23 protein-coding genes are annotated in these 23,085 nt (G+C 62.9%); 17 read left to right on the top strand and 6 right to left on the bottom strand.

From position 1 onward, the window contains the following. The first annotated feature begins 14 nt into the window (after positions 1-14). From B6V74_RS14650 to B6V74_RS14570, 17 genes are all read left to right on the top strand, one after another. Entirely contained in the window at positions 15-1,052 is a 1,038-nt protein-coding gene (locus B6V74_RS14650) for a TRAP transporter substrate-binding protein (RefSeq protein ID WP_075775171.1), read from the top strand. Positions 1,053-1,155: 103 nt separating this feature from the next. After that, the gene (locus B6V74_RS14645) at positions 1,156-2,520 is read left to right on the top strand and encodes a glutamine synthetase family protein (protein WP_088723204.1); all 1,365 of its coding nucleotides are present in this window, start codon (positions 1,156-1,158) and stop codon (positions 2,518-2,520) included. Between the two features lie 44 nt (positions 2,521-2,564). Then, the gene (locus tag B6V74_RS14640) at positions 2,565-3,953 is read left to right on the top strand and encodes an aldehyde dehydrogenase family protein (protein WP_088723203.1); all 1,389 of its coding nucleotides are present in this window, start codon (positions 2,565-2,567) and stop codon (positions 3,951-3,953) included. Continuing rightward, complete coding sequence (locus B6V74_RS14635) at positions 3,950-5,104, top strand: iron-containing alcohol dehydrogenase (protein WP_088723202.1); 1,155 nt, start codon at positions 3,950-3,952, stop codon at positions 5,102-5,104. Before B6V74_RS14640 ends, B6V74_RS14635 begins: the two co-directional genes overlap by 4 nt. Before the next feature lie 237 nt (positions 5,105-5,341). Further along, positions 5,342-6,448, top strand: coding sequence for an ABC transporter substrate-binding protein (locus B6V74_RS14630; RefSeq protein WP_075775174.1), 1,107 nt, complete (start codon positions 5,342-5,344; stop codon positions 6,446-6,448). A 77-nt stretch (positions 6,449-6,525) separates the two neighbouring features. Beyond that, on the top strand, positions 6,526-7,380 hold the full coding sequence (locus tag B6V74_RS14625; protein ID WP_075775175.1) for an ABC transporter permease subunit: 855 nt from the start codon (positions 6,526-6,528) through the stop codon (positions 7,378-7,380). After that, positions 7,377-8,165, top strand: coding sequence for an ABC transporter permease (locus B6V74_RS14620; protein ID WP_075775176.1), 789 nt, complete (start codon positions 7,377-7,379; stop codon positions 8,163-8,165). Before B6V74_RS14625 ends, B6V74_RS14620 begins: the two co-directional genes overlap by 4 nt. A 3-nt stretch (positions 8,166-8,168) precedes the next feature. Then, positions 8,169-9,227, top strand: coding sequence for an ABC transporter ATP-binding protein (locus tag B6V74_RS14615; protein WP_088723201.1), 1,059 nt, complete (start codon positions 8,169-8,171; stop codon positions 9,225-9,227). Between the two features lie 110 nt (positions 9,228-9,337). Beyond that, positions 9,338-10,075: a hypothetical protein gene (locus B6V74_RS14610; RefSeq protein ID WP_075775178.1), complete on the top strand. Its 738-nt coding sequence runs from the start codon at positions 9,338-9,340 to the stop codon at positions 10,073-10,075. A 74-nt stretch (positions 10,076-10,149) separates the two neighbouring features. Next, positions 10,150-10,791 carry a DedA family protein gene (locus B6V74_RS14605; RefSeq protein ID WP_088723200.1) on the top strand — a complete coding sequence of 214 codons (642 nt, stop codon included), beginning with the start codon at positions 10,150-10,152 and terminating at the stop codon, positions 10,789-10,791. A gap of 105 nt (positions 10,792-10,896) precedes the next feature. Continuing rightward, on the top strand, positions 10,897-11,511 hold the full coding sequence (locus B6V74_RS14600) for a ribonuclease D (protein WP_088723199.1): 615 nt from the start codon (positions 10,897-10,899) through the stop codon (positions 11,509-11,511). After that, positions 11,492-12,448, top strand: coding sequence for a KpsF/GutQ family sugar-phosphate isomerase (locus tag B6V74_RS14595; RefSeq protein ID WP_088723198.1), 957 nt, complete (start codon positions 11,492-11,494; stop codon positions 12,446-12,448). Before B6V74_RS14600 ends, B6V74_RS14595 begins: the two co-directional genes overlap by 20 nt. Continuing rightward, positions 12,448-13,050, top strand: coding sequence for an LPS export ABC transporter periplasmic protein LptC (gene lptC / locus B6V74_RS14590; protein WP_141104918.1), 603 nt, complete (start codon positions 12,448-12,450; stop codon positions 13,048-13,050). The genes B6V74_RS14595 and lptC overlap by 1 nt, the downstream gene beginning before the upstream one ends. An 8-nt stretch (positions 13,051-13,058) precedes the next feature. Next, the gene (gene lptA / locus B6V74_RS14585; protein WP_075775183.1) at positions 13,059-13,550 is read left to right on the top strand and encodes a lipopolysaccharide transport periplasmic protein LptA; all 492 of its coding nucleotides are present in this window, start codon (positions 13,059-13,061) and stop codon (positions 13,548-13,550) included. Beyond that, positions 13,550-14,326: an LPS export ABC transporter ATP-binding protein gene (gene lptB, locus B6V74_RS14580; RefSeq protein WP_075775184.1), complete on the top strand. Its 777-nt coding sequence runs from the start codon at positions 13,550-13,552 to the stop codon at positions 14,324-14,326. The genes lptA and lptB overlap by 1 nt, the downstream gene beginning before the upstream one ends. A gap of 295 nt (positions 14,327-14,621) precedes the next feature. Next, positions 14,622-15,197 carry a ribosome-associated translation inhibitor RaiA gene (gene raiA / locus B6V74_RS14575; RefSeq protein WP_075775185.1) on the top strand — a complete coding sequence of 192 codons (576 nt, stop codon included), beginning with the start codon at positions 14,622-14,624 and terminating at the stop codon, positions 15,195-15,197. Between the two features lie 33 nt (positions 15,198-15,230). Then, positions 15,231-15,695 (top strand): PTS sugar transporter subunit IIA, encoded by a 465-nt coding sequence (locus tag B6V74_RS14570; RefSeq protein ID WP_075775186.1) that lies wholly within the window; start codon positions 15,231-15,233, stop codon positions 15,693-15,695. Positions 15,696-15,762: 67 nt separating this feature from the next. Here the strand turns inward: B6V74_RS14570 and B6V74_RS14565 are convergent, their stop codons facing one another. From B6V74_RS14565 to galU, 6 genes are all read right to left on the bottom strand, one after another. Beyond that, entirely contained in the window at positions 15,763-17,154 is a 1,392-nt protein-coding gene (locus tag B6V74_RS14565; RefSeq protein ID WP_088723197.1) for a nodulation protein NodH, read from the bottom strand. Positions 17,155-17,157: 3 nt separating this feature from the next. Next, positions 17,158-18,855, bottom strand: coding sequence for a beta-1,6-N-acetylglucosaminyltransferase (locus B6V74_RS14560; protein WP_075775188.1), 1,698 nt, complete (start codon positions 18,853-18,855; stop codon positions 17,158-17,160). Between the two features lie 13 nt (positions 18,856-18,868). After that, entirely contained in the window at positions 18,869-19,879 is a 1,011-nt protein-coding gene (locus B6V74_RS14555) for a glycosyltransferase family 2 protein (protein WP_088723196.1), read from the bottom strand. A 212-nt stretch (positions 19,880-20,091) separates the two neighbouring features. After that, positions 20,092-21,114: a glycosyltransferase family 2 protein gene (locus tag B6V74_RS14550; protein WP_088723195.1), complete on the bottom strand. Its 1,023-nt coding sequence runs from the start codon at positions 21,112-21,114 to the stop codon at positions 20,092-20,094. A gap of 25 nt (positions 21,115-21,139) precedes the next feature. Continuing rightward, a complete protein-coding gene (gene galE, locus B6V74_RS14545; RefSeq protein ID WP_088723194.1) occupies positions 21,140-22,123 on the bottom strand; it encodes a UDP-glucose 4-epimerase GalE in 984 nt (327 codons plus the stop codon). Between the two features lie 3 nt (positions 22,124-22,126). Next, positions 22,127-23,020: a UTP--glucose-1-phosphate uridylyltransferase GalU gene (galU, locus tag B6V74_RS14540; RefSeq protein WP_075775192.1), complete on the bottom strand. Its 894-nt coding sequence runs from the start codon at positions 23,018-23,020 to the stop codon at positions 22,127-22,129. Positions 23,021-23,085: the final 65 nt, after the last annotated feature.

The following is a 23,085-nucleotide window of genomic DNA, read 5'->3' as shown; positions in this document are numbered from 1 at the left end:
ACAAGGAGAGAGTGATGACGACAAGAAGACAGTTTCTCACCACCGGTGCGGTGGGTGCGGCTGCGGCGGGCCTTGCGGCCCCGGCCGTCGCGCAAACCACGCCGATCAAGTGGCGTATGCAGACCTATGCCGGCCCCGCGCTGGCTGAACAGGTCGTGGATAACTGCATCAAGACCTTCAACGAAATCGCCGATGGCGAGATGGAGATCGAACTTTACTACGCCGACCAGCTGGTGCCGACCTCCGAGCTGTTCCGCGCGATGCAGTCGGGCACGATCGACGCCGTGCAATCCGACGACGACTCGATGGCCTCGCCCACCGAAGTCACCGTCTTCGGCGGCTATTTCCCCTTCGGCCTGCGCTACTCGCTCGACGTGCCGACGCTGTTCAACGAATGGGGTCTCAACGAGATCTGGGACGAGCAGTATTCGGCCGTGGGCGTGAAGCACATCTCGGCGGGCTCGTGGGACCCGTGCAACTTCGCCATGAAAGAACCGGTGAAGTCGCTCGACGATCTGAACGGCAAGCGGGTCTTCACCTTCCCGACCGCCGGGCGCTTCCTCGCGCAATTCGGCGTGGTGCCGGTGACGATCCCGTGGGAAGACGTGGAAGTCGCGCTGCAGACCGGCGAGCTTGACGGCGTCGCATGGTCGGGCATCACGGAGGATTACACCTCGGGCTGGGGCAAGAACGCGCCCTACTTCCTGACCAACAACATCTCGGGCGCATGGATCGGCCACTTCTTCGCCAACATGGATCGTTGGAACGAAGTGCCGGATCGTCTGAAGACGCTGATGAAGACCTGCTTCGATCAATCGCATTACCACCGCCAGTACTGGTACTGGTCGGGCGAGGCGAAGCTGCGCGTCGATGGCGAGGACATGCAGCTCACCACGATCCCGGATGCCGAATGGCAGAAGGTCGAGGATGCGGCGCACAAGTTCTGGGACGAGATCGCGGCCGAGAGCGAGTTGAAGGCGAAAGTCGTCGACATCTTCCGCAAGTATAACGAGACGATGCGCAAGGCAGGCCCGCCCTACCGTTGCGGTTGATCTCGTCGGCGGGCAGCCCGTCCTGCCCGCTCTTATTTGCCCTCTTGTAGGGCCTTGCACCGCGCGGCACTCTCGCGCGGTGACCCTGATCCCGGAGGAATTCATGTCGCGAAAAATGTCGTTCGACGCGCTCAAGAAGGCGGTCAATGCTGGCGAGGTCGATACCGTCATCGCAGCCCTTGTGGATATGCAGGGACGGCTTCAGGGCAAGCGGTTCCACGCGGCGCATTTCATCGACAGCGCATGGGAAGAGACCCATTGCTGCAACTACCTGCTGGCGACCGACATGGAGATGGTCACGGTGCCGGGTTATGACGCGTCGAGCTGGGAACGCGGCTACGGCGATTACGTGATGAAACCCGACATGGAGACGCTGCGGCTGATCCCTTGGGTTCCGGGCACGGCGCTGGTGATCTGCGATCTGCTCGATCATCACAGCCACGAGCCGATCCCCCATGCGCCGCGCCAGATGCTGAAATCGCAGCTCAAGCGCGCGAAGGACATGGGCTATGACGTGATGATGGCGACCGAGCTGGAGTTCTTCCTGTTCGAGGAAAGCTATCCGCAGCTGTTCGACGCGGGCTATCCGGAGCCGACCCCGGTCGCGCGCTACAATGTCGATTACTCGATCATGGGCAATTCGCGCGCCGAACCGGCGATGCGCGCGATGCGCAACGCGCTTTATGCGGCGGGCGTGCCGGTCGAATGCTCCAAGGGCGAGGCCGAGCGCGGTCAGGAAGAGCTGAACGTGAAATATGCGGCCGGTCTGCAGACCGCCGACATGCATGTGCTGGTAAAGCAATGCGCCAAGGAAGTCGCCCAGTCCCACGGGCTGTCGGCGACGTTCATGGCGAAATACCACACCGACAAGGCGGGCAGTTCGAGCCACGTGCACCAGTCGCTCTGGAAGGGTGGCAAGCCTGCCTTCTTCGACAAGGACGCGCCCAATGGCATGTCCGAGCTGATGCGCCACTATCTCGGCGGGCAGATGGCCCATGCGCGTGACATCACCTATTTCCTCGCGCCCTACACCAACAGCTACAAGCGTTTCTGCGAGGGGCTTTTCGCGCCGACGAAAGCGGTTTGGTCTTTGGACAACCGCACGGCGGGTTTCCGTATCTGCGGCGAGGACACGAAATCCATCCGCGTCGAATGTCGCATCGGCGGCGCCGACCTGAACCCCTATCTGGCCTGCGCCGCGCTTCTGGCGGCGGGGCTCGCCGGGATCGAGCAGCAGATGGACCCGGGCCCGGAAGCCGCGGGCGACATCTACAAGGCGGGCGAAGTGACCGAGGTGCCGAAATCCCTGACCGAGGCGCTGGGCGCTTTGGAAGGTTCGGACATGCTCAAATCCGCCTTCGGCGAGGACGTGATGGCCCATTACGTGCGCGCCGCCCGCTGGGAAATCGAAGAACAGAACCGAGTTGTGACCGACTGGGAGCGGATGCGCGGTTTCGAACGCGCCTGAGTTTTGACAGACCCGCGGGGCCCTACACCCCGCAAGGAGACATGATGACCAAGACCCTGAAATGTATCTCGCCCGTCGACGGGCAGGTCTATGCCGAACGCGAGGCGCTGAGCGCCTCCGACGCGCAGGCGCTGGCCGCAGGCCTGCGCGCCGCGCAGCCGGCATGGGCCGAGCGCCCGCTGTCCGAGCGTATCGCGCTCGTCGAGGCGGGCATCGCCAAGCTCAACGAGATGAAAGACCTAGTAGTCGAGGAGCTCGCGTGGCAAATGGGCCGCCCGACCCGCTATGGCGGTGAATTCGGCGGCATGAACGAGCGCGCGGGCTACATGGCCTCGATCGCTGAAGAGGCGCTGGCCCCGATGGTGGTCGAGCAGAGCGACAGCTTCCTGCGCCAGATCGCGCGCGAACCCGTAGGCGTCGTCTTCATCATCGCGCCGTGGAACTACCCCTACATGACGGTGATCAACTCGCTGGTCCCGGCCCTGATCGCGGGCAACACGGTGATGTTGAAGCACGCGACGCAAACGATGCTGGTGGGCGAACGCATCGCCGAAGCCTTCCACGCGGCGGGCGTGCCGCAGGACGTGTTCCAGAATGTCTACCTCACGCATGAGGTGTCGGAAGAGTTGATGAGCGCGAAGGCGTTCGATTTCGTCAACTTCACCGGCTCGGTCGGCGGCGGTCGCGCGGTGGAGCGCGCGCTGGCGGGCACCTTTACCGGGTTGGGCCTCGAACTGGGCGGCAAGGATCCGGGCTATGTCGCCGCAGACGCCGACCTGGACGCGGCGGTCGACGGGTTGATGGATGGTGCGCTGTTCAACGCGGGTCAGTGCTGCTGCGGGATCGAGCGAATCTACGTCCATGCCAGCCTCTACGACGCTTTCGTCGAAAAGGCCGCAGCCTGGGCAAGCAAGCTGACCCTCGGCAATCCGTTCGAGCCGGAAACGACCCTCGGCCCAATGGCGAACAAGCGTTTCGCCGAAGTGGTGCGCGGCCAGATCGAGGACGCGATCACCGATGGCGCGAAGCCGCTGCTCGATCCTTCGTTGTTCCCGGCAGACGATGGCGGCGCCTATCTCGCGCCGCAGATCCTCGTCGACGTGAACCACGAGATGCGCGTGATGCGCGAGGAAAGCTTCGGTCCCGTCGTCGGCATCATGCCGGTGAAGGATGACGAGGAAGCCATCGCCGCGATGAACGATTGCGACTACGGGCTGACCTGCTCGATCTGGACCGCCGATCCGGCCCGCGCCGAGGCGATGGGCAAGCGGCTGCAGACCGGCACCGTCTTCATGAACCGCTGCGACTATCTCGACCCGGCGCTGTGCTGGACCGGCTGCAAGGAAACGGGCCGTGGCGGCTCGCTCTCGGTGCTGGGCTATCACGCGCTGACGCGTCCGAAATCCTACCATCTCAAGAAGGTGACGAAATGACTGCCCCCACCGCAAACTGGTCCTATCCGACCACGATCAAGTTCGGCCCCGGCCGGATCTCGGAACTGGCCGATCACTGCAAATCCGTGGGCATGAACAAGCCGCTTCTGGTGACCGACAAGGCGCTGGCGGCGCTGCCGATCACCGCTGCCGCGCTCGACGTTCTGGACGGCGCGGGTCTGGGCCGCGCGGTTTTCTCCGAGGTCGATCCGAACCCGAACGAGGGCAACATGGCCGCCGGGATCGAGGTCTATAAAGCGGGCGGCCATGACGGCGTGATCTGCTTCGGCGGCGGCTCGGCGCTCGACCTGGGCAAGATGATCGCGCTGATGGCGGGGCAGGACAGCTCGCTCAGCGTCTGGGATCTGGAAGATATCGGCGACTGGTGGACGCGCGCCAATGGCGACGCCATCGCGCCGATCATCGCCGTACCGACGACCGCCGGGACCGGCTCGGAGGTCGGGCGCGCGGGCGTTCTGACCAATTCCGAGACTCACAAGAAGAAGATCATCTTCCACCCGAAGCTGATGCCCGCGATCACGATCTGCGATCCGGAGCTGACGGTCGGCATGCCGCCCTTCATCACGGCGGGCACCGGGATGGACGCGCTGGCGCATTGTCTCGAGGCGTTCTGCAGCCCTCATTACCACCCGATGAGCCAGGGTATCGCGCTTGAAGGGATGCGGCTGGTCTTCGAGAACCTGCCGCGCGCCTTCACGACGCCGGACGATCTGGAAGCGCGCGCCAACATGATGTCGGCGGCGGCGATGGGGGCGGTGGCCTTCCAGAAGGGGCTCGGCGCGATCCACTCGCTAAGCCATCCGGTCGGCGCGGTCTACGGCACCCATCACGGTACGACCAATGCCTGCGTGATGCCGATGGTGCTCGACTTCAACCGCGCAGCCATCGAAGAGCGGATCAACCGCGCGGCGGCTTACCTTGGCATCCCGGGCGGCTTCGATGGCTTCAAGGCCCGCATCGAGAGCCTGCGCACCGAACTGTCCATCCCGGCTAACCTGACCGAGATGGGCGTGAAGCGCGAGGATCTCGACATGCTGGTCGAGATGGCACTGGAAGATCCGTCCTGTGGCGGCAATCCGGTCGAGATGACCGCCGACAATACCCGCGCGCTCTACGAGGCGTGCCTATAAAATCTGCGTGCGGCGGCCGGAAGGTCGTCGCACGCGCCTGCGGCTCACGCATCTGTGGCTCGTGTTGATAAGTAAATTGACTGCATGATCAATCTTGCCAAAATTCTGTTACAAGACCCGCATAAAGGGACGCCGATGCCGGAGCCAACCGGACGGCACAATCGTCGAAAGACATAGCTCGGGGGACAGGACCGCATGATGCGGCACCGCCCTCCATCAACGGGGAGAGACCTGAATATGACCTTCAAGTTCCGTTATCTTGCGGCAGCCAGCGCGATGGCCCTCGCTGCCAGCACCGGCACCAGCTTCGCCGACAGCATGGATGACCTCTACGCCGCCGCTAAGGAAGAAGGCAGCCTGACCACGATCGCGCTGCCGCATTCGTGGTGCAACTACTCGGGCGTGATCGACGGCTTCAAGAAGAAGTACCCCGGGATCACCGTGAACGAGCTGAACCCCGATGCGGGCTCGGCCGACGAACTCGAGGCGATCCGCGCCAACAAGGACAACAAGGGTCCGCAGGCGCCCGACGTGATCGACGTCGGTCTTTCCTTCGGCCCGGCGGCCAAGGACGAAGGTCTGATCCAGCCCTACAAGGTCTCGACCTGGGACACGATCCCGGACAGCGCCAAGGATTCCGAAGGCTACTGGTACGGTGATTATTACGGTGTGCTGTCGTTCGCGGTGAACAAGGACATCGTCGACAACGTGCCGCAGGACTGGTCGGATCTGCTCAAGCCGGAATACGCGAACTCGGTGGCTCTGGCGGGCGATCCGCGCGCCTCGAACCAGGCGATCCTCGGCGTTCTGGCCGCGGGCGTCGCAGCAGGCGGCGAGCCGGGCAAAGCCTCGGGTGAAGCTGGCCTGAAGTACTTCGCCGAGATGAACAAGAACGGCAACTTCGTGCCCGTCATCGGCAAGACCGGGACGCTCGCACAGGGCGCGACCCCGATCGTCATCGAGTGGGACTATAACGCTCTGGCCGGTCGCGACACGCTGAACGGCAACCCGCCGGTCGACGTCGTCGTGCCGAAATCGGGCGTGGTCGCCGGTGTCTACGTTCAGGCGATCTCGGCCTACGCGCCGCACCCGAACGCAGCCAAGCTCTGGATGGAATACCTCTATTCGGACGAAGGTCAGCTCGGCTGGCTGGAAGGCTATTGCCACCCGATCCGCTTCAACGACCTGTCGGCCAACGGCAAGGTTCCGCAGAAGATGCTCGACGCGATGCCTCCGGCGGAAGGCTATGCCAAGGCGATCTTCCCGTCGCTCGACGCGCAGGCTGCGAACAAGGAAGTCGTGACCGGCGGCTGGGACAGCGTCGTCGGCGCGAACGTCCAGTAACCGAACCGGCATAAGAAAACGCCCCGCGCTTGATCGCGCGGGGCGACTTTATTGGAATTTCTGTAAGGCGAGGCCCGATGCAAAGCCGCAAGCTGCCGCTGACTTGGGTGGGGATGGTTCCCTTCACGCTCTTCGCGCTTTTGTTCCTGATCGCCCCGACGATGTATATCGTGGTGGGCGCGTTCCGGACGAGTGACGGGGGTTTCACGCTGTCGAACCTCGTGAACCTGTTTCAACCGACGATCCTCGCGAGCTATTGGATTTCGATCAGGATCAGCCTCGCCACTGCGCTTGTAGGCTGCCTGATCGGGTTCGCGCTCGCTGCGGCCGTCACGCTGGGCGGCCTGCCGAAATGGCTGCGCGGTCCGGTGATGACCTTCTCGGGCGTGGCCTCGAACTTCGCGGGCGTGCCGCTGGCCTTCGCCTTTCTCGCGACGCTGGGGCGTCTGGGTCTCGTGACCGTGCTGCTGAAGTCGTGGTTCGGCTTCAACATCTACACGCACGGCTTCAACCTGCTCAGCTTCTTCGGTCTGACGATCACCTATCTGTTCTTCCAAATCCCGCTGATGGTGCTGATCATCACCCCTGCGCTGGACGGTCTGAAGCGCGAATGGAAAGAGGCGGCGAGCATCCTCGGCGCGACCGGCTTCCAGTATTGGCGCATCGTCGCGCTGCCGATCCTCTGGCCCTCGCTGCTCGGTACGCTGGCGCTGCTGTTCGCCAATAGCTTCGGTGCGGTGGCGACGGCCTATGCGCTCACCGGTTCGTCGATGTCGATCGTGCCGATCATGCTTTACGCGCAAATCCGTGGCGATGTGCTGCAGGACCCGCATCTGGGCTACGCGCTGGCCTTCGGGATGATCGTCATCACCGGCCTAGCCAACCTCGCCTATGTCTGGCTGCGCGTACGCTCGGAAAGGTGGATGCGATGAAATCCAAGAAACTCTGGTCATGGCTCGCGCTGGCGTTCGGGGCGCTCTATTTCGCCCTGCCGCTGCTCGGTACGCTGGAATTCTCGCTGCGGGCGCGGCGCGGGGTGTATTCGCTCGACGCTTACCGCTCGGTGCTGGCCGATCCGCAATTCCGCGAGACCTTCAGCTACTCCGTCGTGATGGCGATCTTCACGATCCTCGTGGGGGCGCTGATCGTGGTGCCGACCGCCTATTGGGTGCGGTTGCGCCTGCCGCATTGGCGCCCGGTGGTGGAGTTCATCACGCTGCTGCCGCTGGTGATCCCGCCAATCGTGATCGTTTTCGGCTATATCCGGCTCTATAACACGTCGTCGATCCTGCCGCTGACCGGCACGACGACGGGCACCAATGTCCTGCTGATGCTGGGCTATGCCACGCTCTCGCTGCCCTACATGTATCGCGCCGTCGATACCGGCCTGCGCACCATCGATGTCGGTACGCTGACCGAGGCGGCGCAAAGCCTCGGCGCGGGATGGAGCACGATCCTTGCCCGCGTCATCCTGCCGAACGTGCTGGTCGCGGTGCTCTCGGGCGCCTTCATTACCTTCGCCATCGTCATCGGCGAGTTCGTCCTCGCCTCGCTCCTCAACCGGCCGGCCTTCGGCCCCTACATGCAGCTGACCGGCGCGAACAAGGCTTACGAGCCCGCCGCGCTTGCGGTGATCGCCTTCTCGATCACCTGGATCTGCATGGGGCTCATTCAACTCGTCACCCGGTTTTCCAAACATACGAACGCAAAGCGGTAACCCATGGCCTCTCTCGAGATCGAACATCTGGAAAAATCCTTCGGCGCGAACCGCGTTGTGAAGGATTTCAACCTCTCCATCGAAGAGGGCGAATTCATCTCGCTCCTTGGCCCGTCGGGCTGCGGCAAGACGACGGTGCTGCGGATGGTGGCAGGCTTCGAGTCCCCCTCGGGCGGTGCGATCCGCATCGGCGGGCAGGACGTGACGCATATGGGGGCGAACCAGCGCAATATCGGTATGGTGTTCCAGGCCTACGCGCTGTTTCCCAACCTGACAGTCGCGCAGAACGTGGGCTTCGGGCTGCGCGTGGCGAAACGTCCGCGCGCTGAGATCAAGGCACGTGTCGCCGAGATGCTGTCGCTGATCGGCCTGCCCGATCTGGGCAATCGCTACCCGTTCCAGCTGTCGGGCGGACAACAGCAGCGTGTGGCGCTCGCACGGGCGCTCGCGATTCAGCCGCGCGTGCTGCTGCTGGACGAGCCGCTCTCCGCGCTCGATGCCAAGATCCGCGTGAGCCTGCGTGAGGAAATCCGCGACATTCAGCGACGTCTGGGCATCACGACGATCTTCGTCACCCACGATCAGGAAGAGGCGCTGTCGATCTCGGATCGCGTGGTGGTGATGAATGGTGGCGTCGCCGAGCAGATCGGTGCGCCTTTCGAAATCTACAATCAGCCGAAGACCCGGTTCGTCGCGCAATTCGTGGGCACGCTGAACGCGCTGGAGGCCGAGGTGGCCGATCCCGCGCGGGGCGCATTGCGGGTCGGCGATACCGAGGTGATCCTCTCCGAACCGGTCACCATGGGGCAGGGGACTCCGGTGACGCTGGCCGCACGGCCCGAGGTTCTGGCCTTGGGCCGCCGCGAGGGCAATGACACGGTGTTCACCGGGCGGATCGTCGAGACGCATTTCCTCGGCTCGATCCTGCGGGTAAAAATGGAAGTGGAAGGGCAGCTCATCGCGCTCGACACGTTCAACCGCCCCGGCAACCCGCCGCCCAAGGTCGGCACCGAAGCCGAGGTCAGCGTAGCGAGCCGTGATCTGCTGGTTCTTGCCGACTGACGAGGCAAAACCGGTCCTGCGCTCCTCATTTCTTCAGGTTTCCGGACCCGGACGCCCCTCTGCCGCGTTGCCGATAGAACACTACGTGCGACCGATGCAGAAGGATGAAGATGGAGTGGCTTGTCGACCATAATCAGGTTGTGAGCATCGCGGTGCAGATCGTCACCGCGTTCGTCTGGCTGGTCTACCTGCAACTTCTACTGCAGAATTTTCGGCGTGAACGGCGCTCGAAACTGCTGCTCACCCGGGTCGCGGGCGGCCATGAACGCGGGCATCTGATGCTTGGCAATATGGGTGCCGAGCCAATCTTCGTGAAAGCGCTTCTCGCCGATCTCGTGGTCGACGGGAAAACCTATCACTCGATCGCCAGCGACTCCGGCGGCTTCGCTCCTTTCGGGGATTCCCAACCCGACGAGTCGATCAAGGGCCCGTTGAACACTGCGGAGTACCGGGATCTGGGCCGGATTTCAGATCTCGTGGATGTCGCACTGGAATTCTCCAGCCTGCCTGACGACGCGAAAGAGATGGAAACCGTGGTATTCACCGTTCTGGCGGAAAGCAGTCGCGACAATATCCTCGTCGCCGGACGACTTTCTCTCGACGTTTATAACGCCGGGGAGCATCAACGCTTCTTGCCGCAAAGCCTGTCGACCGAGCAGCTGCGCAGTTTTCGCAAGCGTCGGGAACTGGCGTCGCGGCTGGAGGAGATGCTGGAGCAGGAAGCCCGCGCCTACCTGACCGGCGAAGACGGCAAACGCCGGGGGCGCGGCGCCGAGTTGGGGCAGCTACGCCTGAAACAACGCGGCGACGGGCGCCAAACAAAGGCTCCGCACGAGGCCGCTGAATGAAGCGGACAGATACCTCAGTTTAACCCACCCGACCAAGACGCGCCGTTCCGGTTTTCGTCGCCAAAGGAGACAACATGTTCAACTGGATTACCGGCGTTATCGCGTCCTTCGGCTATTTCGGCATCGCGGGGCTGATGTTGCTGGAAAACGTTTTTCCTCCGATCCCGTCGGAGCTGATCATGCCGCTCGCGGGGTACATGGCGGCGCAAGGGAAATTTTCGCTGATCGGTTTGATCGTCGCGGGGACGATCGGCTCGGTCATCGGGGCGCTTCTCTGGTACTGGATTGGTCTGAAGATCGGGATCAAGCGTCTGTGTCACCTCTCGAGCCGCCACGGTCGCTGGATCGGCATCACCCCCCGCGACATTACCCGGACCAAGAAATGGTTCGACAAGCACGGCTGGGCAGCGGTGTTCTTCGGGCGGATGCTGCCCGGCGCGCGCACGCTGATCTCGGTGCCGGCTGGCATGTCGCGGATGCCCTTCCTGCCGTTCCTCGCCTACACCACGGTGGGCAGCGCGCTCTGGACGGCATTGCTGACCGTTGCGGGCTATCTGCTCGGAAAGCAGTACAGCGAAGTCGCAAGCTGGGTGAACCCGGTCTCGACCGGCGTGATCGTGATCCTCGTCCTGCTCTACATCTACCGCGTGATTACCTGGAAGCCGCTGGAAGACCCCGACGAGTCGAGCGGCGCCATGCCGTCACGCGAGAGCTGATCGGCGAAGCAAGCGCCATACCTCGGCTGCCTTTCGCCATCTCGCGTTGGCAAGAACGCGGCAAAAGGCTTATATGCCCGGCAAGACGTTAAAGAAGGATACGCCGTGGCAATCCACCTGCATCAAAACGACCTTCCCGACGGGCTCGATCTCGGTCCCGTCGTGGCCATCGACTCCGAAACGATGGGCCTTGACCCGCGCCGCGACCGGCTCTGCCTCGTGCAGCTTTCGTCGGGCGATGGCGACGCGCATCTGGTGAAGATCGCCCAAGGTCAGACCGAAGCGCCGAACCTGTGCCGCATGCTGGCCGATCCGTCGGTGGAGAAGCTGTTCCACTTCGCGCGCTTCGACGTGGCGGCCCTCTACAACGCATTCGGGGTTGAGACGAAGCCGGTCTTCTGCACCAAGATCGCCTCGAAGATGGTGCGGACCTTCACCGATCGCCACGGGCTCAAGGTGCTGGTGCAGGAGCTTGTCGGCGTCGACATTTCCAAGCAGCAGCAAAGCTCGGACTGGGGCGCGGCGGAGCTGACCGACGCGCAGATGGAATATGCGGCCTCGGACGTGCTCTACCTGCACCAGATCAAGGCTGAACTGGTCAAGCGGCTGGAGCGCGAGAACCGGATCGGGCTGGCGCAGGCCTGTTTTGATTTCCTGCCGACGCGTGCGAAGCTCGATCTGCTGGGCTGGGATGAACCCAATGACATCTTCCACCACTGATTATTCCGACATCGCCCGCCGCGTGATCGGCATCGAGGTCGCCGGGCTCGAAGCCTTGGCGGCGAGCCTCGATGGCGAGTTTTCGCGCGCGGTGTCGATGATCCTCAAGACCGAGGGGCGCGTGATCGTTTCCGGCATGGGGAAATCGGGCCATATAGGGCGCAAGATCGCGGCGACGCTGGCCTCGACCGGGACACCGGCGCATTTCGTGCATCCGGCGGAGGCGAGCCACGGCGATCTGGGCATGGTCACCCGGCACGATCTGGCGCTGGTGCTGTCCAATTCTGGCGAGACGCCGGAGCTGGCCGACCTGATCGCCCATACGCGGCGCTTTCAGATTCCGCTGATCGGTGTCGCGAGCCGCCCGGACTCGACCCTGCTGCGGCAATCGGATCTCGCGCTGGTGCTGCCCAAGGCCGAGGAAGCCTGCGGGACGGGCGTGGTGCCCACGACCTCGACGACGATGACGCTCGCGCTGGGCGATGCGCTGGCCGTCGCGCTGATGGAGCACCGCGAATTCACCGCCGAGCATTTCCGCACGTTCCATCCCGGCGGCAAGCTGGGCGCGCGCCTGTCGAAAGTCTCGGACCTGATGCATCGCGATATGCCGCTTGTCGCGGAAGACACGCCGATGTCCGATGCGCTGTTGATGATGAGCCAGAAGGGCTTCGGCGTCGTCGGCGTCACCGATGAGGCGGGCCGTCTGACCGGGATCGTCACCGATGGCGATTTGCGGCGCCATATGCAGGGGCTGCTGGAGCACAAGGTCTCCGAGGTGATGACCGCCAATCCGCGCACCATCGCGCCGGGACAACTGGCCGAGGCTGCGGTGGCGCAGATGAACGAGCGCAAGATCACCGCGCTTTTCGTCGTCGAAGATGAGAAACCCGTGGGCTTCTTGCAGATCCACGACTGCCTGAGGGCCGGGATCGTCTAATGATGTACGACAATAGCCATACGCGACTGGTGAACTGGGCGAAGATCGTGCTGCCGCTGCTCGCGCTGGCGCTGTTGTCGACGATCTTCCTCGTTTCACGTCGGATCGATCCGAGCGCCGCGATCCCCTATGCCAAAGTCGATGTCGAGAAACTCGCGCGCGAAAATGCGGTCACCCGGCCCGAATATTCCGGCGTGACCGATACCGGCGCGACGCTCTCGGTGACCGCAGCAATGGCGCGCACCCAGCCCGCGCAGGATCAGGGCGCGAGTGCCGATCAGGTCGCGGCAAAGCTGACCGCACCCGATGGCCATGTGACCGATCTGAGCGCGAATGAGGGTCTGTTTCAGCCCAATTCGAACCGTATCGATCTGACCGGGAAGGTCGCGATGCAGACCTCCGACGGCTATCGGGTGAATTCCGAGAAAATTGAACTTCAGACCGATAGCAGCGTTCTGACCTCGCCCGGCCCCATTCACGGGACATCCCCTTTCGGAACGCTCGATGCGGGCTATATGCAGATCGTCCCGACGGCGGATGGCAGCGGTCACGATCTTGTTTTCAAACAGGGTGTGAAGCTGGTATATCAGCCGCAACAATGAGGGTGTGGATGTTTCGAGCGCGTTTTTTCACCGCCTGCGCAATGGTGGTTTCGTTCCCGGTTCTCGTGATGGCGCAAAGCGTCAATTTCGGCGGTCTGCGCGCCGACAAGACCGCCCCGGTCGAGGTCACGGCCGACTCGCTCAACGTCGATCAGCAAAGCGGCCAGGCGGTGTTCTCCGGCAATGTGGAAGTCACCCAAGGCGATATGCATATGAAAGCGGCCGAGCTTGAGGTGTTCTACGCCAGCGACAAACGCTCCGAGATCACGAAGCTGCATGCGACCGGCGGTGTCACGCTGGTGTCGCCCACCGAAGCCGCCGAGGCAGAGGAAGCCGTGTACGACGTGAAGGCGGGCACCGTCGTGATGACGGGCAAGGTTCTTCTGACCCAAGGCAACAACGTGATGTCGGGCAACAAGCTCAATGTCGATCTGAGCACCGGCACGGGCACGATGGATGGACGTGTCCGCACGCTTCTGAAGCCCGCCGGGAGCAAGTGATGGTCGAGGATGCCGCCAAGAGCGACGCCGGGTTGGCCCCGGTCGCGGGTCACGGCGGTTTGCAGATCCGCGGGCTGCGCAAGAGCTACAAGCGCCGCCCCGTGATTCGCGATGTCTCGCTCGATCTGTCGCGCGGCGAGGTCGTGGCGCTTTTGGGGCCCAACGGTTCCGGGAAAACCACCTGTTTTTACAATATCGCCGGGCTGATCCGTCCCGATGCGGGCGAGGTGCTCATCGACGGACGCGATGTGACGGGCCTGCCGATGTATCGCCGCGCGCGGCTCGGGATCGGCTATCTGCCGCAGGAAGCCTCGATTTTCCGCGGGCTTTCGGTCGAAGAGAACATCATGGCGGTTCTCGAGGTCGCCGTGCCGGACCCGCACACGCGGCGGGAACGTCTGGAGGAGCTGCTGGGCGATTTCTCGATCGGCCACCTGCGACACGCGCCCGCGCTGGCGCTGTCGGGCGGTGAACGCCGTCGCTGCGAAATCGCGCGCTGTCTGGCCGCCGATCCGAAATATCTGTTGCTCGACGAGCCTTTCGCGGGCGTCGATCCGATCGCGGTGTCGGAGATTCGCGCCCTCGTCGGTCAGCTCAAGGATCGCGGTATCGGGGTTTTGATCACGGATCACAACGTCCGCGAAACGCTCGAGATCGTGGATCGGGCCTACATCCTTCATGACGGGACGGTGCTGATGTCGGGCACCGCAGAAGAGGTTGTGCAGGACGAAAACGTGCGCCGCGTCTATCTCGGGCAGCATTTCCGCATCCTCTGAGCATGCTCTACGGATCGCCCAAGCGGCTCCGACCCTCGGCAGTTTTGCACCGCAGCGAGGGTCACCCGTTGACACCCCCTGCGATCCATCCCCAAATACATAAGAGATGCGTGATGTTCGCCCCCACTCCCCGGGCGCGCTTGCGGCCCCCGAGAGGGGTCCGGCGCGCGAAAGGTCCCCGAAAGAGGGCCCGGGCGAATTCAGACTCGACGCGACTTTTCAAGAGATTAACCGGCCCGAAACACCTCAGCCCCAAGGCTGGGGTCACTGGCCCAATGCGTGAAGGAGGAAATCCATGCGTTACCAAATCACCGGCAAACAAATCGATGTCGGAGAGGCCCTGCAATCTCACGTCAAGTCGGAGCTGGGCGAAGTCGCCGAGAAATACATGCAGCGTCCCACCGACGCGCAGATCACCTTCTCGCGCGATGCGCATGAATATATCTGCGAAGCGACGGTGCACCTGTCGACCGGGCTGACCGCCTCGGCCAAGGGGCATGCCACCGAAATCTACGCGGCCTTCGATGCGGCCCGCGAAAAGATGGACAAGCAACTGCGGCGCCACAAACGCAGATTGAAAGATCATCACCGCGACCGTGCCGAACCAGTTGAATTCGAAGCTGCAGGTCTATATGTGCTCGCCTCGGAAGAGGATGACGATACCGGCGAGACGCGCGAAGGCGCTCCGATGATCGTAGCCGAGATGGAAACCAAGGTTCCCACGCTCTCGGTCGGTGAAGCGGTCATGCAGATGGAGCTGTCCGACGCGTCGCTACTCGTCTTCCGCAACGAGAAACATGGCGGGGTCAACGTCGTTCATCGGCGTGAAGACGGCAATGTCGGCTGGATCGACCCGCGCAACAGCAAATGAGCGGCCCGGAACGGGCGCGGAGTAGACGAGTTCATGGACCTATCTAAACTTCTCGTGCCTGGCGCGGTCAAAGTGCTGTCGAATGTCACGAGCAAGAAACGCCTGTTTCAGGATCTCGGTGACATCGCGGCGGCGTGCTACAAGATCGACGCCTCGGAAACCGTCGATGCGCTGCAGGAGCGTGAGAGCCTCGGACCGACCGGCGTCGGCCATGGTGTTGCGCTTCCGCATGCGCGGCTCGACGGGCTGAGCGAGGTCGTGGGTGTCTTCCTGCGTCTGGAAAAGCCGCTCGATTTCGACGCGGTGGACCGGCTGCCGGTCGATCTGGTTTTCGCGCTGTTCGCGCCGAAGGATTCCGGCGTCGAGCATCTCAAGGCGCTGGCCCTCGTGTCGCGCACGATGCGCGATCCGGAAACCTGCGAGAAGCTGCGGGCGAATACCGATCCCTCTACGCTGCACGCAGTGCTGACGGAAGCGCAAAGCCGTCAGGCGGCCTGAATCGCTCTCGAATGAAAATCGAAAAAGCGCGTCGGTCCTCCCGGCGCGCTTTTTCCATGGCCCAAGATCAGTCTCGCCAGTTTCCGAAGCCGAACTGCATCATGTCGCGCGTATAGGTCTCGCGCGCGGCGGCCTCGAGATCGGGCGTCCAGATATCAGCGAGCTTGATCGCCGCGGTGTCGGTCTCTCCGGGCGCGAACGTAGGCGCCTCCACCCCGGCCATGCTGGCGAGATAGGCGAAGTCCTCGGCCATCCGTTCTTCGCGCACCAGCAGGTCGGGAAGCGCGAACTGGCCGATGCCCTGAAGCGCCGCGGATTGCGTGGCCCAGAGCGTGTTCACCGGAAGGCTCGTCTGGTTCGCGAGATTGGATTTGAGCCAGCCCAAGAAAGCGATCAGCGCCTCGGCGTAGTCGTCTTGCGCGATGCTCTGCCCTTCCTTCGGGATTGGCAGCTTGTAGCTTTCGCGCAGAACGGCGCGCGTCTCGTCCATAGTGTCCCAGTTCAGCACGGCATTGAACGCCAGATGCGCGCGCATCAGGGGATGGCGTAGCACGGTGAAGCTGCGATGGCCGGGATGGCGGCGTTTCCACTGGCGCAGGGTTTTCTGGCTGAACCCTTCGACCAGATCGCCGGTCGCGGCCAGCCAGTCGCGGATCGGCGCATCCATCGCGGGCCGGAGCGGCATATAAAGCAGCCCCGCCTCGCTCGCGATGAAACCGGGCACGCCGGGACCGCGCCGGGGCTCGAAATTCGGGGTCTTCGACAGGTTGAATCGGTCGAGTCGCGCCAGCGACGCCTCCATCCCCGGGAAATTTGCGACCTTTGCCTCCAGCGGCTCCGGGTTCTGCACCTTGAGGTTCTCGGGCAACTGTTTCAGCCGCCCCGAGACGCCCAGCCAATTCGCCAGACCGTTAAGCACTTCGACGGACTGTGCATCTTCATAATCGATATAGAAGGCTGTCTGTCCCGAGCGTTGCAGAGCGTTCAGTAACGTCACCTGAAAATCCTGCAGCCCTTCAAGATGCGCCTCGAATTCCTCCGCATCGAAGCGCGCTTTCGTGGCCTTGCGGTGTTTCGCATCGCCCAGCTTCCATTGGCCCGTCGCGCGCGCGATCATCAGGCTGACATAGCTTTCGATCGGGTTACGGGTCAGCACGATCTTCGCGCATTTCGGATCGTTCACGAAGACCGCCAGCATCCGCGGGTCATGATCGTGGAAATAGCGGCAGCCGTTCAGCCCATCCTGAGACTTGATCGCATTCCACAGCACCAGAGGATTGTCGTCGCGCTGCGCCTTGGTGACTCCCACCAGCTCCTTGCGGTTCGGGTACCCGATCAGCGCCGGGTTGAACGCCTCACCATGGCACCTCACGCCGTCCAGATCGTTCAGCGCGGCTTCCACGAGGTTGGAGCCGGTGCGCATCTCGGCGAAGACGACGAAACTCTCAAACTTGGGCATGGGTTATTTCACCAGATAGGGGCGGCCCCGGCGGACGGCGTCGCGCTGCCCGCTTTGCTCGAGCGGGAAATCCCCCATCACGAGTGGCTGCATCCCCTGGTTCTTGAGATTTTGCAGGAATTGGTTGAACCCCGACAGATCGACCATCTGCGGCGCTTCGGTCAGGCGGCGCGTGGCGCGGGGGCTGATCTCGTCGATGATGGTCTGCAGGGGCTCCATCGGGTTCTCGATGAAATCCGCGACGGTCCAGATCCGCACCCGCGCCTTCACATACATCGAGCGGAGAATATCCAGATGCTCCAGCTCGCGCTTTTGCAGCATCGCGGCCTCGCGCCGGATCGTCGTGAAATTCTCGTTGCGGCGCGACAGCGGCAGGGCCCAGGCCCCGGTGATGACCGAGATTTGCGCATTCGGATCGGTCGCGGTGAACCAGTTATTCGCCTGATTGTCGCGCGGCGAGAACATGTAGCATTGCCGTTCCCCGCGCGAGTTCCAGATCAAGTTCGTCAGGAAGGCACGCGGGTTGTAATCGCGCAGCGCCGCGTCGTCGGTCAGGCAACCGTTGAACATCCGCTCGCCACCCGCGAACTCTGCGCGTTCGGGGGCGAAGAGATGACCGTGAACCCGGGCACCCACGTATTTCGCGAGCCAACCGTCGAAATTCTCGAAGAGATCCGAGAAGCCGTGGAAGATCGAATAGGGTGCCGAGGTCTTGCCGTTCTCGTGGTCCTTTCTGGGAAAACGGCTTTGCATGTAGAGGCCGGGCCGCCCGCGTGTGCGCCGCTCGATCGACTTGGAAAACAGCCGGTCGATCTTGGCCGGGTTCGGCTCCGCCATGACGGACCGCCCGGGGCTTTTGTCGAGGAAGGTCCGATAGAGCTTGTCCGCCTTGGGCCAGATTTTCCGCGCCACGAAACAGTCCGACCGCCGCAGAAGCTGCAGGTGATCGTCGTAGAAGATGTGCGGCTTTCCCTGAAAATCGAACTTGGTCAGCGTCAGCGAGCGGCTCTCGATCGAGGTGGAATAGAGCCTTGCGAGGGTCTGGAAATAGCTCTCATCGGGGATCCAGACGCGCTTGAAATAGCGGTCGTAAAGCGCGCGATCCGGGTCTTCCAGAATGGCCGACAGGGTCTGGCGCGTCAGGCACCACCACTGGCTGCCCAAGTGCGGCACCAGCCCGTCGGGAATGCGTCGCTTGAAGCCTACGCGGCGCTGGAACTCGACATAGCGGTCGAACATCCGCCGCTGTTTTTTCCACGAGAAGGGGAAGCGCAGCGTGAAGCGTTCGATGTCGATCCCGCCAACCGTCCAGCCGACTTCCGTGGTGGTCACACTCTCGATGAAATCGGTATAGGGCCGCGCGTCGAGATAGTCGGTCAGCTCGTGCAGCGGGCGCAGCGGCAGGCAGGAGCCCGACGCCAGATAGACGTGGCGCACGTCGGCATGCAGTGCCAGCATCTGTTCGGCCGCAGCTTGGCTGGCGGCGACCAGCGACCACGTGCCCCACTCGCATTTGTAGCGCCGCGAGAAGGAGACATTCTCCAGATCGGCGAGCATCTTCTTGAAGCCGTTATAGTCATGCGCGGTGACGCGGGCATCGACATGGATCACCACGGGCGATCCGCCCTCCGACCAGAACCGCGCGACCTGCGCGGCCCGGTCGAGCGCGGTGTGGCACATCATGATGAATCCGACTGTCACGCGACTTGTTTCCTCACGCCCAATTGCCCTTCGACATCAGCCCGAGGATTTCGAGCTGGCGCCAGTTGATATATTTCTCCGACCATTTGCACCACAAATCGGGCTCTTTTGAGATCGTGCGGGCATAGGCGTGGTATTCGCGTGAACCCGCGTAATGCTGTTTGCGCTCCAACTCTTCCTCGACCTTGTCGGTCAGCGGCGAGAGGAACTTCGCATGCAGCAGGCACCCCGAGACCATCTCTCCGCCGATCGTGTCGTAGACCTGGTTGAGGCCGCGCGGCAGCAGCGCATGGGTCGAGGAGATATAGACATTCCCGCGCTCCCATTTGACGAGCGGTATCTTGTTGAGCGAGGGGGCTTTTTTCGGCGCGTCGGGAAAAAAGATGCGTGCCCGCGGTCCGCCCTGGATCCACAGATTATTGGTCTCGGAGTTCTGCGAGATCATGTAATTGCCCGCATCGAACCAGCAGGCCAGATCGAACGGGTTCTGCCCCTCGCGATAGGGCTGCGCGTCGATCGGCCCTTTCGGATACATATCGAGCAGCATCGCCGGGAAAGACCGGATGCCATAGGTGTCGAGCCAGTCGGTCAGCGCCTGAATGGGCCGCGTGTCGCAGAACGGGTAGACGAAGAACTCGTCCGGATCGAGCGTCAGCGTCCAATGCCCGGTGCCGTATTTGCGCAGCAGCCAGTTCATCCAGTCGATGCCGAAATTCGACGCCTTGTAAGACGCCTCCGTGCTCCAGACCGAGCAATCCTCCTGCTGCGCGAGATACTCGGCGCTGCCGTCGTCGCTGCCATTGTCGACAAACAGGAAGTGGCCGACCCCCATCTCGCGGTAATAGCGCAGGAAATAGGGCAGGCGGATGCGTTCGTTGCGGGCGGTGACGAAGACGAGGATATCCTCGGGGTGGATGTCGCCGGTGCGATCGGAATAGAGAGAGAGTTCGCGGCTTTTCCGGAAAGCCCGAATCTGCCGAATTCTGCGCTTGCGGCGCAGTCTGGCGATTTCTCTCAGTCCCAATATCCGTCCCTCTTCGACGTCGCGGTCATTTCGTGCCGCTTCGGTCCCGTGATGCTCGTATCGTAGTTTTCAAATCGTTAAAGGTCGCCCGGTTCAAATCGGCAAGTTTTTAACGGGTTATCAATATCTTCCGATACTTACCCGGTTTGCTTGCAACTGAGAAGCCCGCGCTTCACGCTCACGTCAGTATTGTTGCCCCCAAGTCAACAAATTTACATCCACCCGCCGCGCGACATCAGCCCCTGCGCCTCCAGTTGTCGCCAGTCGCCGAGCCGCGTCGAATGCGGCGTCCAGAGTTCCGGATCGGCGGCCAGCGCGTCGTAATACTGGTCGAATTCCGCGGGCTGGCCGAAATGCTCGCCGCGCGATTTCTCCTCCTTCGACTTGTCCACGATCTCGTCGAGAAACTTGGTGTGCAGCAGCAGCCCCGAAATCGCCTCGCCGCCCTCCGTGTCGTAGGTCTGGTTCAGGTGGCGGGGCAGCAGCGCATGGGTCGAGTTCAGATAGGCCCACCGGCGATGCCACCGCACCAACGGGATTTTCGACAGGGTCGGCGCTTGCCGGGGGTTGTGGGCAAAAAACGCCCGTGCCCGGGGTCCGCCCTGAATCCACAGCGCGTCGGTCCGGTCCTGCCGGGTCATCATGTAATTCCCGGCATCGAACCAGCTCAGGATCTTGCGCGGGTCCTGCCCCGCCTCATAGCGCTGCGCGCCCAGCGGCCCCTTCGGGTAGAGGTCGAGCATCATCGCCGGGAAACAGCGCTGCTCGGACCGGTCGAGCCAGTCGGTCAGCGCGGGCAGGGGGCGGCTGTCGTGATAGGGGTAGATCAGCAGCTCATCCGCATCGACGGTCAGGCACCAGCGATCGTGTCCGTAGCGCAGCATCAGCCATGTCACCCAATCGAGCCCGAAACGCGAGGCCCGGTAGCTGCCCGCCGTCTGCCACAGCGAGACGTCGCGCGCTTCCGCCAGCAGCGCGGCGGTGTCATCCGTGCTGCCATTATCGACGATCAGGAAGTGATCGACGCCCAGCTTGCGGTAATGCTTGAGGAAAAAGGGCAGCCGCCGCGCCTCGTTGCGCATGACCGCGAAGGCGAGGATCGCACAGGGCCTTATCTTGCCGGTGCGGTTGGTGACGCTGTCGAGCTGATGCCGCTTGCGCAGGGCGCGCCACAGGAAGTGCTTGCGCTTGAGGCGCAGCCTGTAGCTCTCCCAAAGCTCATGGCGCGATGGCATCCATACTCCTGACCCTGCCTCGGGGTCAGTATTCATACTCTTTCGCCTGATGCCAACGCCATGCATCGGAAATCATGGTGGACAGGTCCGACCGCTTCGGCTGCCAGCCAAGTTCCTCGGTCGCCCGTTTCGAGCCCGACACAAGCGACGCCGCATCGCCCGGTCGACGGTCCCCCTCGACGATCGGAACATCGCGATTGGTTACCGCGCGCGAGGCGTCGATCACTTCGCGCACCGAGAACCCGTTGCCAGAGCCGAGGCAGAAGACCCGCGAGGGTTTGCCATCCTCGAGCCATTTCAGACCCAGCACATGCGCATCGACCAGATCGGAGACATGCACGTAATCGCGGATGCAAGTGCCGTCGCGCGTCGCGTAATCCGAGCCGAACACGGTCAGCGCCGGGCGTTTGCCCGCGATCGCGTCGAGCATCAGCGGGATCAGATGCGTCTCGGGGATGTGCTGCTCGCCGACTTCTGCGTCGGGATCGGCGCCCGCCACGTTGAAATAGCGAAAGATCACGGAGTTCATCCCGTGGCTCGCGTCGAAATCGCGCAGCATGTCTTCGATGGCGCGTTTCGATCCGCCATAGGCGTTGATCGGGCGCTGTTCTGTGTTCTCATCCAGCACCACCCCGTCCTGATCGCCGTAGGTCGCACAGGTCGAGGAGAAGACGAAGTTGCGGCAGTCTGCATCGACGGCCGCCTCGATCAGGTTCAGCGCGCAATTCACGTTGGTGCGCCAATATTTCGCCGGATCTTTCATCGACTCGCCGACGAGGCTGAGCGCCGCGAAATGCATTACAGCGATGGGCTGATACTTGGCGAACACTTCGTCGAGCCGGGCACGATCGGCCAGATCGCCCTCCTCGACGGGGCCGAATTTCACCGCTTCTTTCCAGCCGGTCGAGAAATTGTCGAAACAGACCGGGACGTAGCCCGCCGCGGCCAGCGCCTTGCAGGCGTGCGAGCCGATATAGCCCGCACCGCCCGTCACCAACACATGCTTCATCGCTTACTCGGCAGCCTGCCGCATCGCGGAGAGATCGGAGAGATACTCGCCGAACTCGTCCTTCAGATCCGGGCGCTGGAGGCCGAAGGCCACCGTTGCCTGCAGGAAGCCCGCTTTCGATCCGCAATCGTAACGTTGGCCGTCGAAGCGATAGGCGTAGACCGAGTTGCCGCCGTGGATTTCCTGCGCGATGGCGTCGGTCAGCTGAATCTCTCCACCGGCTCCCGCCTTGCGCGCATCGAGGTTCCACATGATCCGCGGGGTCAGGATGTAACGACCGATCACCGCGAGGTTCGAGGGCGCATCTTCGGGCTTGGGCTTCTCGACCATGCCATTGACGGGCAGGCGCGGACCGTCGCCCGGGCCCACATCCAGAACACCGTAGGAGGCGGTCTTGTCGGCGGGGACTTCCATCGCCGCGACATAGTTCCCGCCGGTCTCGTTATAGGCTTCCATCATCTGCTGCAGACAGGGCTTGTCGGCGGCGATGACGTCGTCGGTCAGGATCACGGCGAAGGCTTCGTCATGCACCAGACGGCGCGCGCACCAGACCGCATGGCCCAGACCCAGCGGCTGGTTCTGGCGGACATAGGCAATCGCGCCGCTATCCATGTTGGTCTTCTTCAACTCGTCGAGAATCTCGGTCTTGCCCTTCTGCGAGAGCGCGCTTTCGAGCTCGGGGGCGTTGTCGAAGTAATCCTCGAGCGCAGATTTGCCGCGCGAGGTGACGAAGATGAATTCCTCGATACCGGCCGCGCGCGCCTCGTCGATGGCGTATTGGATAAGCGGGCGGTCCACCAGCGTGAGGATCTCTTTCGGGATCGACTTCGTCGCGGGCAGGAAGCGGGTTCCGAGGCCGGCCACCGGGAAGATCGCCTTCGTCACCTTGCTTTTCATTCGTCACCTATAGGGTTGCTACGATCAAATCGTCAGAAGTTGGTTTATTGTGTCCCCAAAGCCTC

This window comes from Thioclava sp. F42-5 (assembly GCF_002213195.1).
GTDB lineage: Bacteria > Pseudomonadota > Alphaproteobacteria > Rhodobacterales > Rhodobacteraceae > Thioclava > Thioclava nitratireducens.
Note: the sequence above shows the minus strand (reverse complement) of the source record. Positions and strands in the feature narration are given on the sequence as shown.

Bases quoted from the DNA above. Each gene is read 5' to 3' on its own strand.
- B6V74_RS14595 (WP_088723198.1), top strand. From the start codon at position 11,492: ATGACATCTTCCACCACTGATTATTCCGACATCGCCCGCCGCGTGATC.
- galU (WP_075775192.1), bottom strand. From the start codon at position 23,020: ATGAAAAGCAAGGTGACGAAGGCGATCTTCCCGGTGGCCGGCCTCGGA.
- B6V74_RS14625 (WP_075775175.1), top strand. From the start codon at position 6,526: ATGCAAAGCCGCAAGCTGCCGCTGACTTGGGTGGGGATGGTTCCCTTC.
- B6V74_RS14635 (WP_088723202.1), top strand. From the start codon at position 3,950: ATGACTGCCCCCACCGCAAACTGGTCCTATCCGACCACGATCAAGTTC.
- lptB (WP_075775184.1), top strand. From the start codon at position 13,550: ATGGTCGAGGATGCCGCCAAGAGCGACGCCGGGTTGGCCCCGGTCGCG.
- galE (WP_088723194.1), bottom strand. From the start codon at position 22,123: ATGAAGCATGTGTTGGTGACGGGCGGTGCGGGCTATATCGGCTCGCAC.
- B6V74_RS14620 (WP_075775176.1), top strand. From the start codon at position 7,377: ATGAAATCCAAGAAACTCTGGTCATGGCTCGCGCTGGCGTTCGGGGCG.
- B6V74_RS14550 (WP_088723195.1), bottom strand. From the start codon at position 21,114: ATGCCATCGCGCCATGAGCTTTGGGAGAGCTACAGGCTGCGCCTCAAG.
- B6V74_RS14640 (WP_088723203.1), top strand. From the start codon at position 2,565: ATGACCAAGACCCTGAAATGTATCTCGCCCGTCGACGGGCAGGTCTAT.
- B6V74_RS14615 (WP_088723201.1), top strand. From the start codon at position 8,169: ATGGCCTCTCTCGAGATCGAACATCTGGAAAAATCCTTCGGCGCGAAC.
- lptA (WP_075775183.1), top strand. From the start codon at position 13,059: ATGTTTCGAGCGCGTTTTTTCACCGCCTGCGCAATGGTGGTTTCGTTC.
- B6V74_RS14605 (WP_088723200.1), top strand. From the start codon at position 10,150: ATGTTCAACTGGATTACCGGCGTTATCGCGTCCTTCGGCTATTTCGGC.
- B6V74_RS14565 (WP_088723197.1), bottom strand. From the start codon at position 17,154: ATGCCCAAGTTTGAGAGTTTCGTCGTCTTCGCCGAGATGCGCACCGGC.
- B6V74_RS14650 (WP_075775171.1), top strand. From the start codon at position 15: ATGACGACAAGAAGACAGTTTCTCACCACCGGTGCGGTGGGTGCGGCT.
- lptC (WP_141104918.1), top strand. From the start codon at position 12,448: ATGATGTACGACAATAGCCATACGCGACTGGTGAACTGGGCGAAGATC.
- B6V74_RS14610 (WP_075775178.1), top strand. From the start codon at position 9,338: ATGGAGTGGCTTGTCGACCATAATCAGGTTGTGAGCATCGCGGTGCAG.
- B6V74_RS14570 (WP_075775186.1), top strand. From the start codon at position 15,231: ATGGACCTATCTAAACTTCTCGTGCCTGGCGCGGTCAAAGTGCTGTCG.
- B6V74_RS14645 (WP_088723204.1), top strand. From the start codon at position 1,156: ATGTCGCGAAAAATGTCGTTCGACGCGCTCAAGAAGGCGGTCAATGCT.
- raiA (WP_075775185.1), top strand. From the start codon at position 14,622: ATGCGTTACCAAATCACCGGCAAACAAATCGATGTCGGAGAGGCCCTG.
- B6V74_RS14630 (WP_075775174.1), top strand. From the start codon at position 5,342: ATGACCTTCAAGTTCCGTTATCTTGCGGCAGCCAGCGCGATGGCCCTC.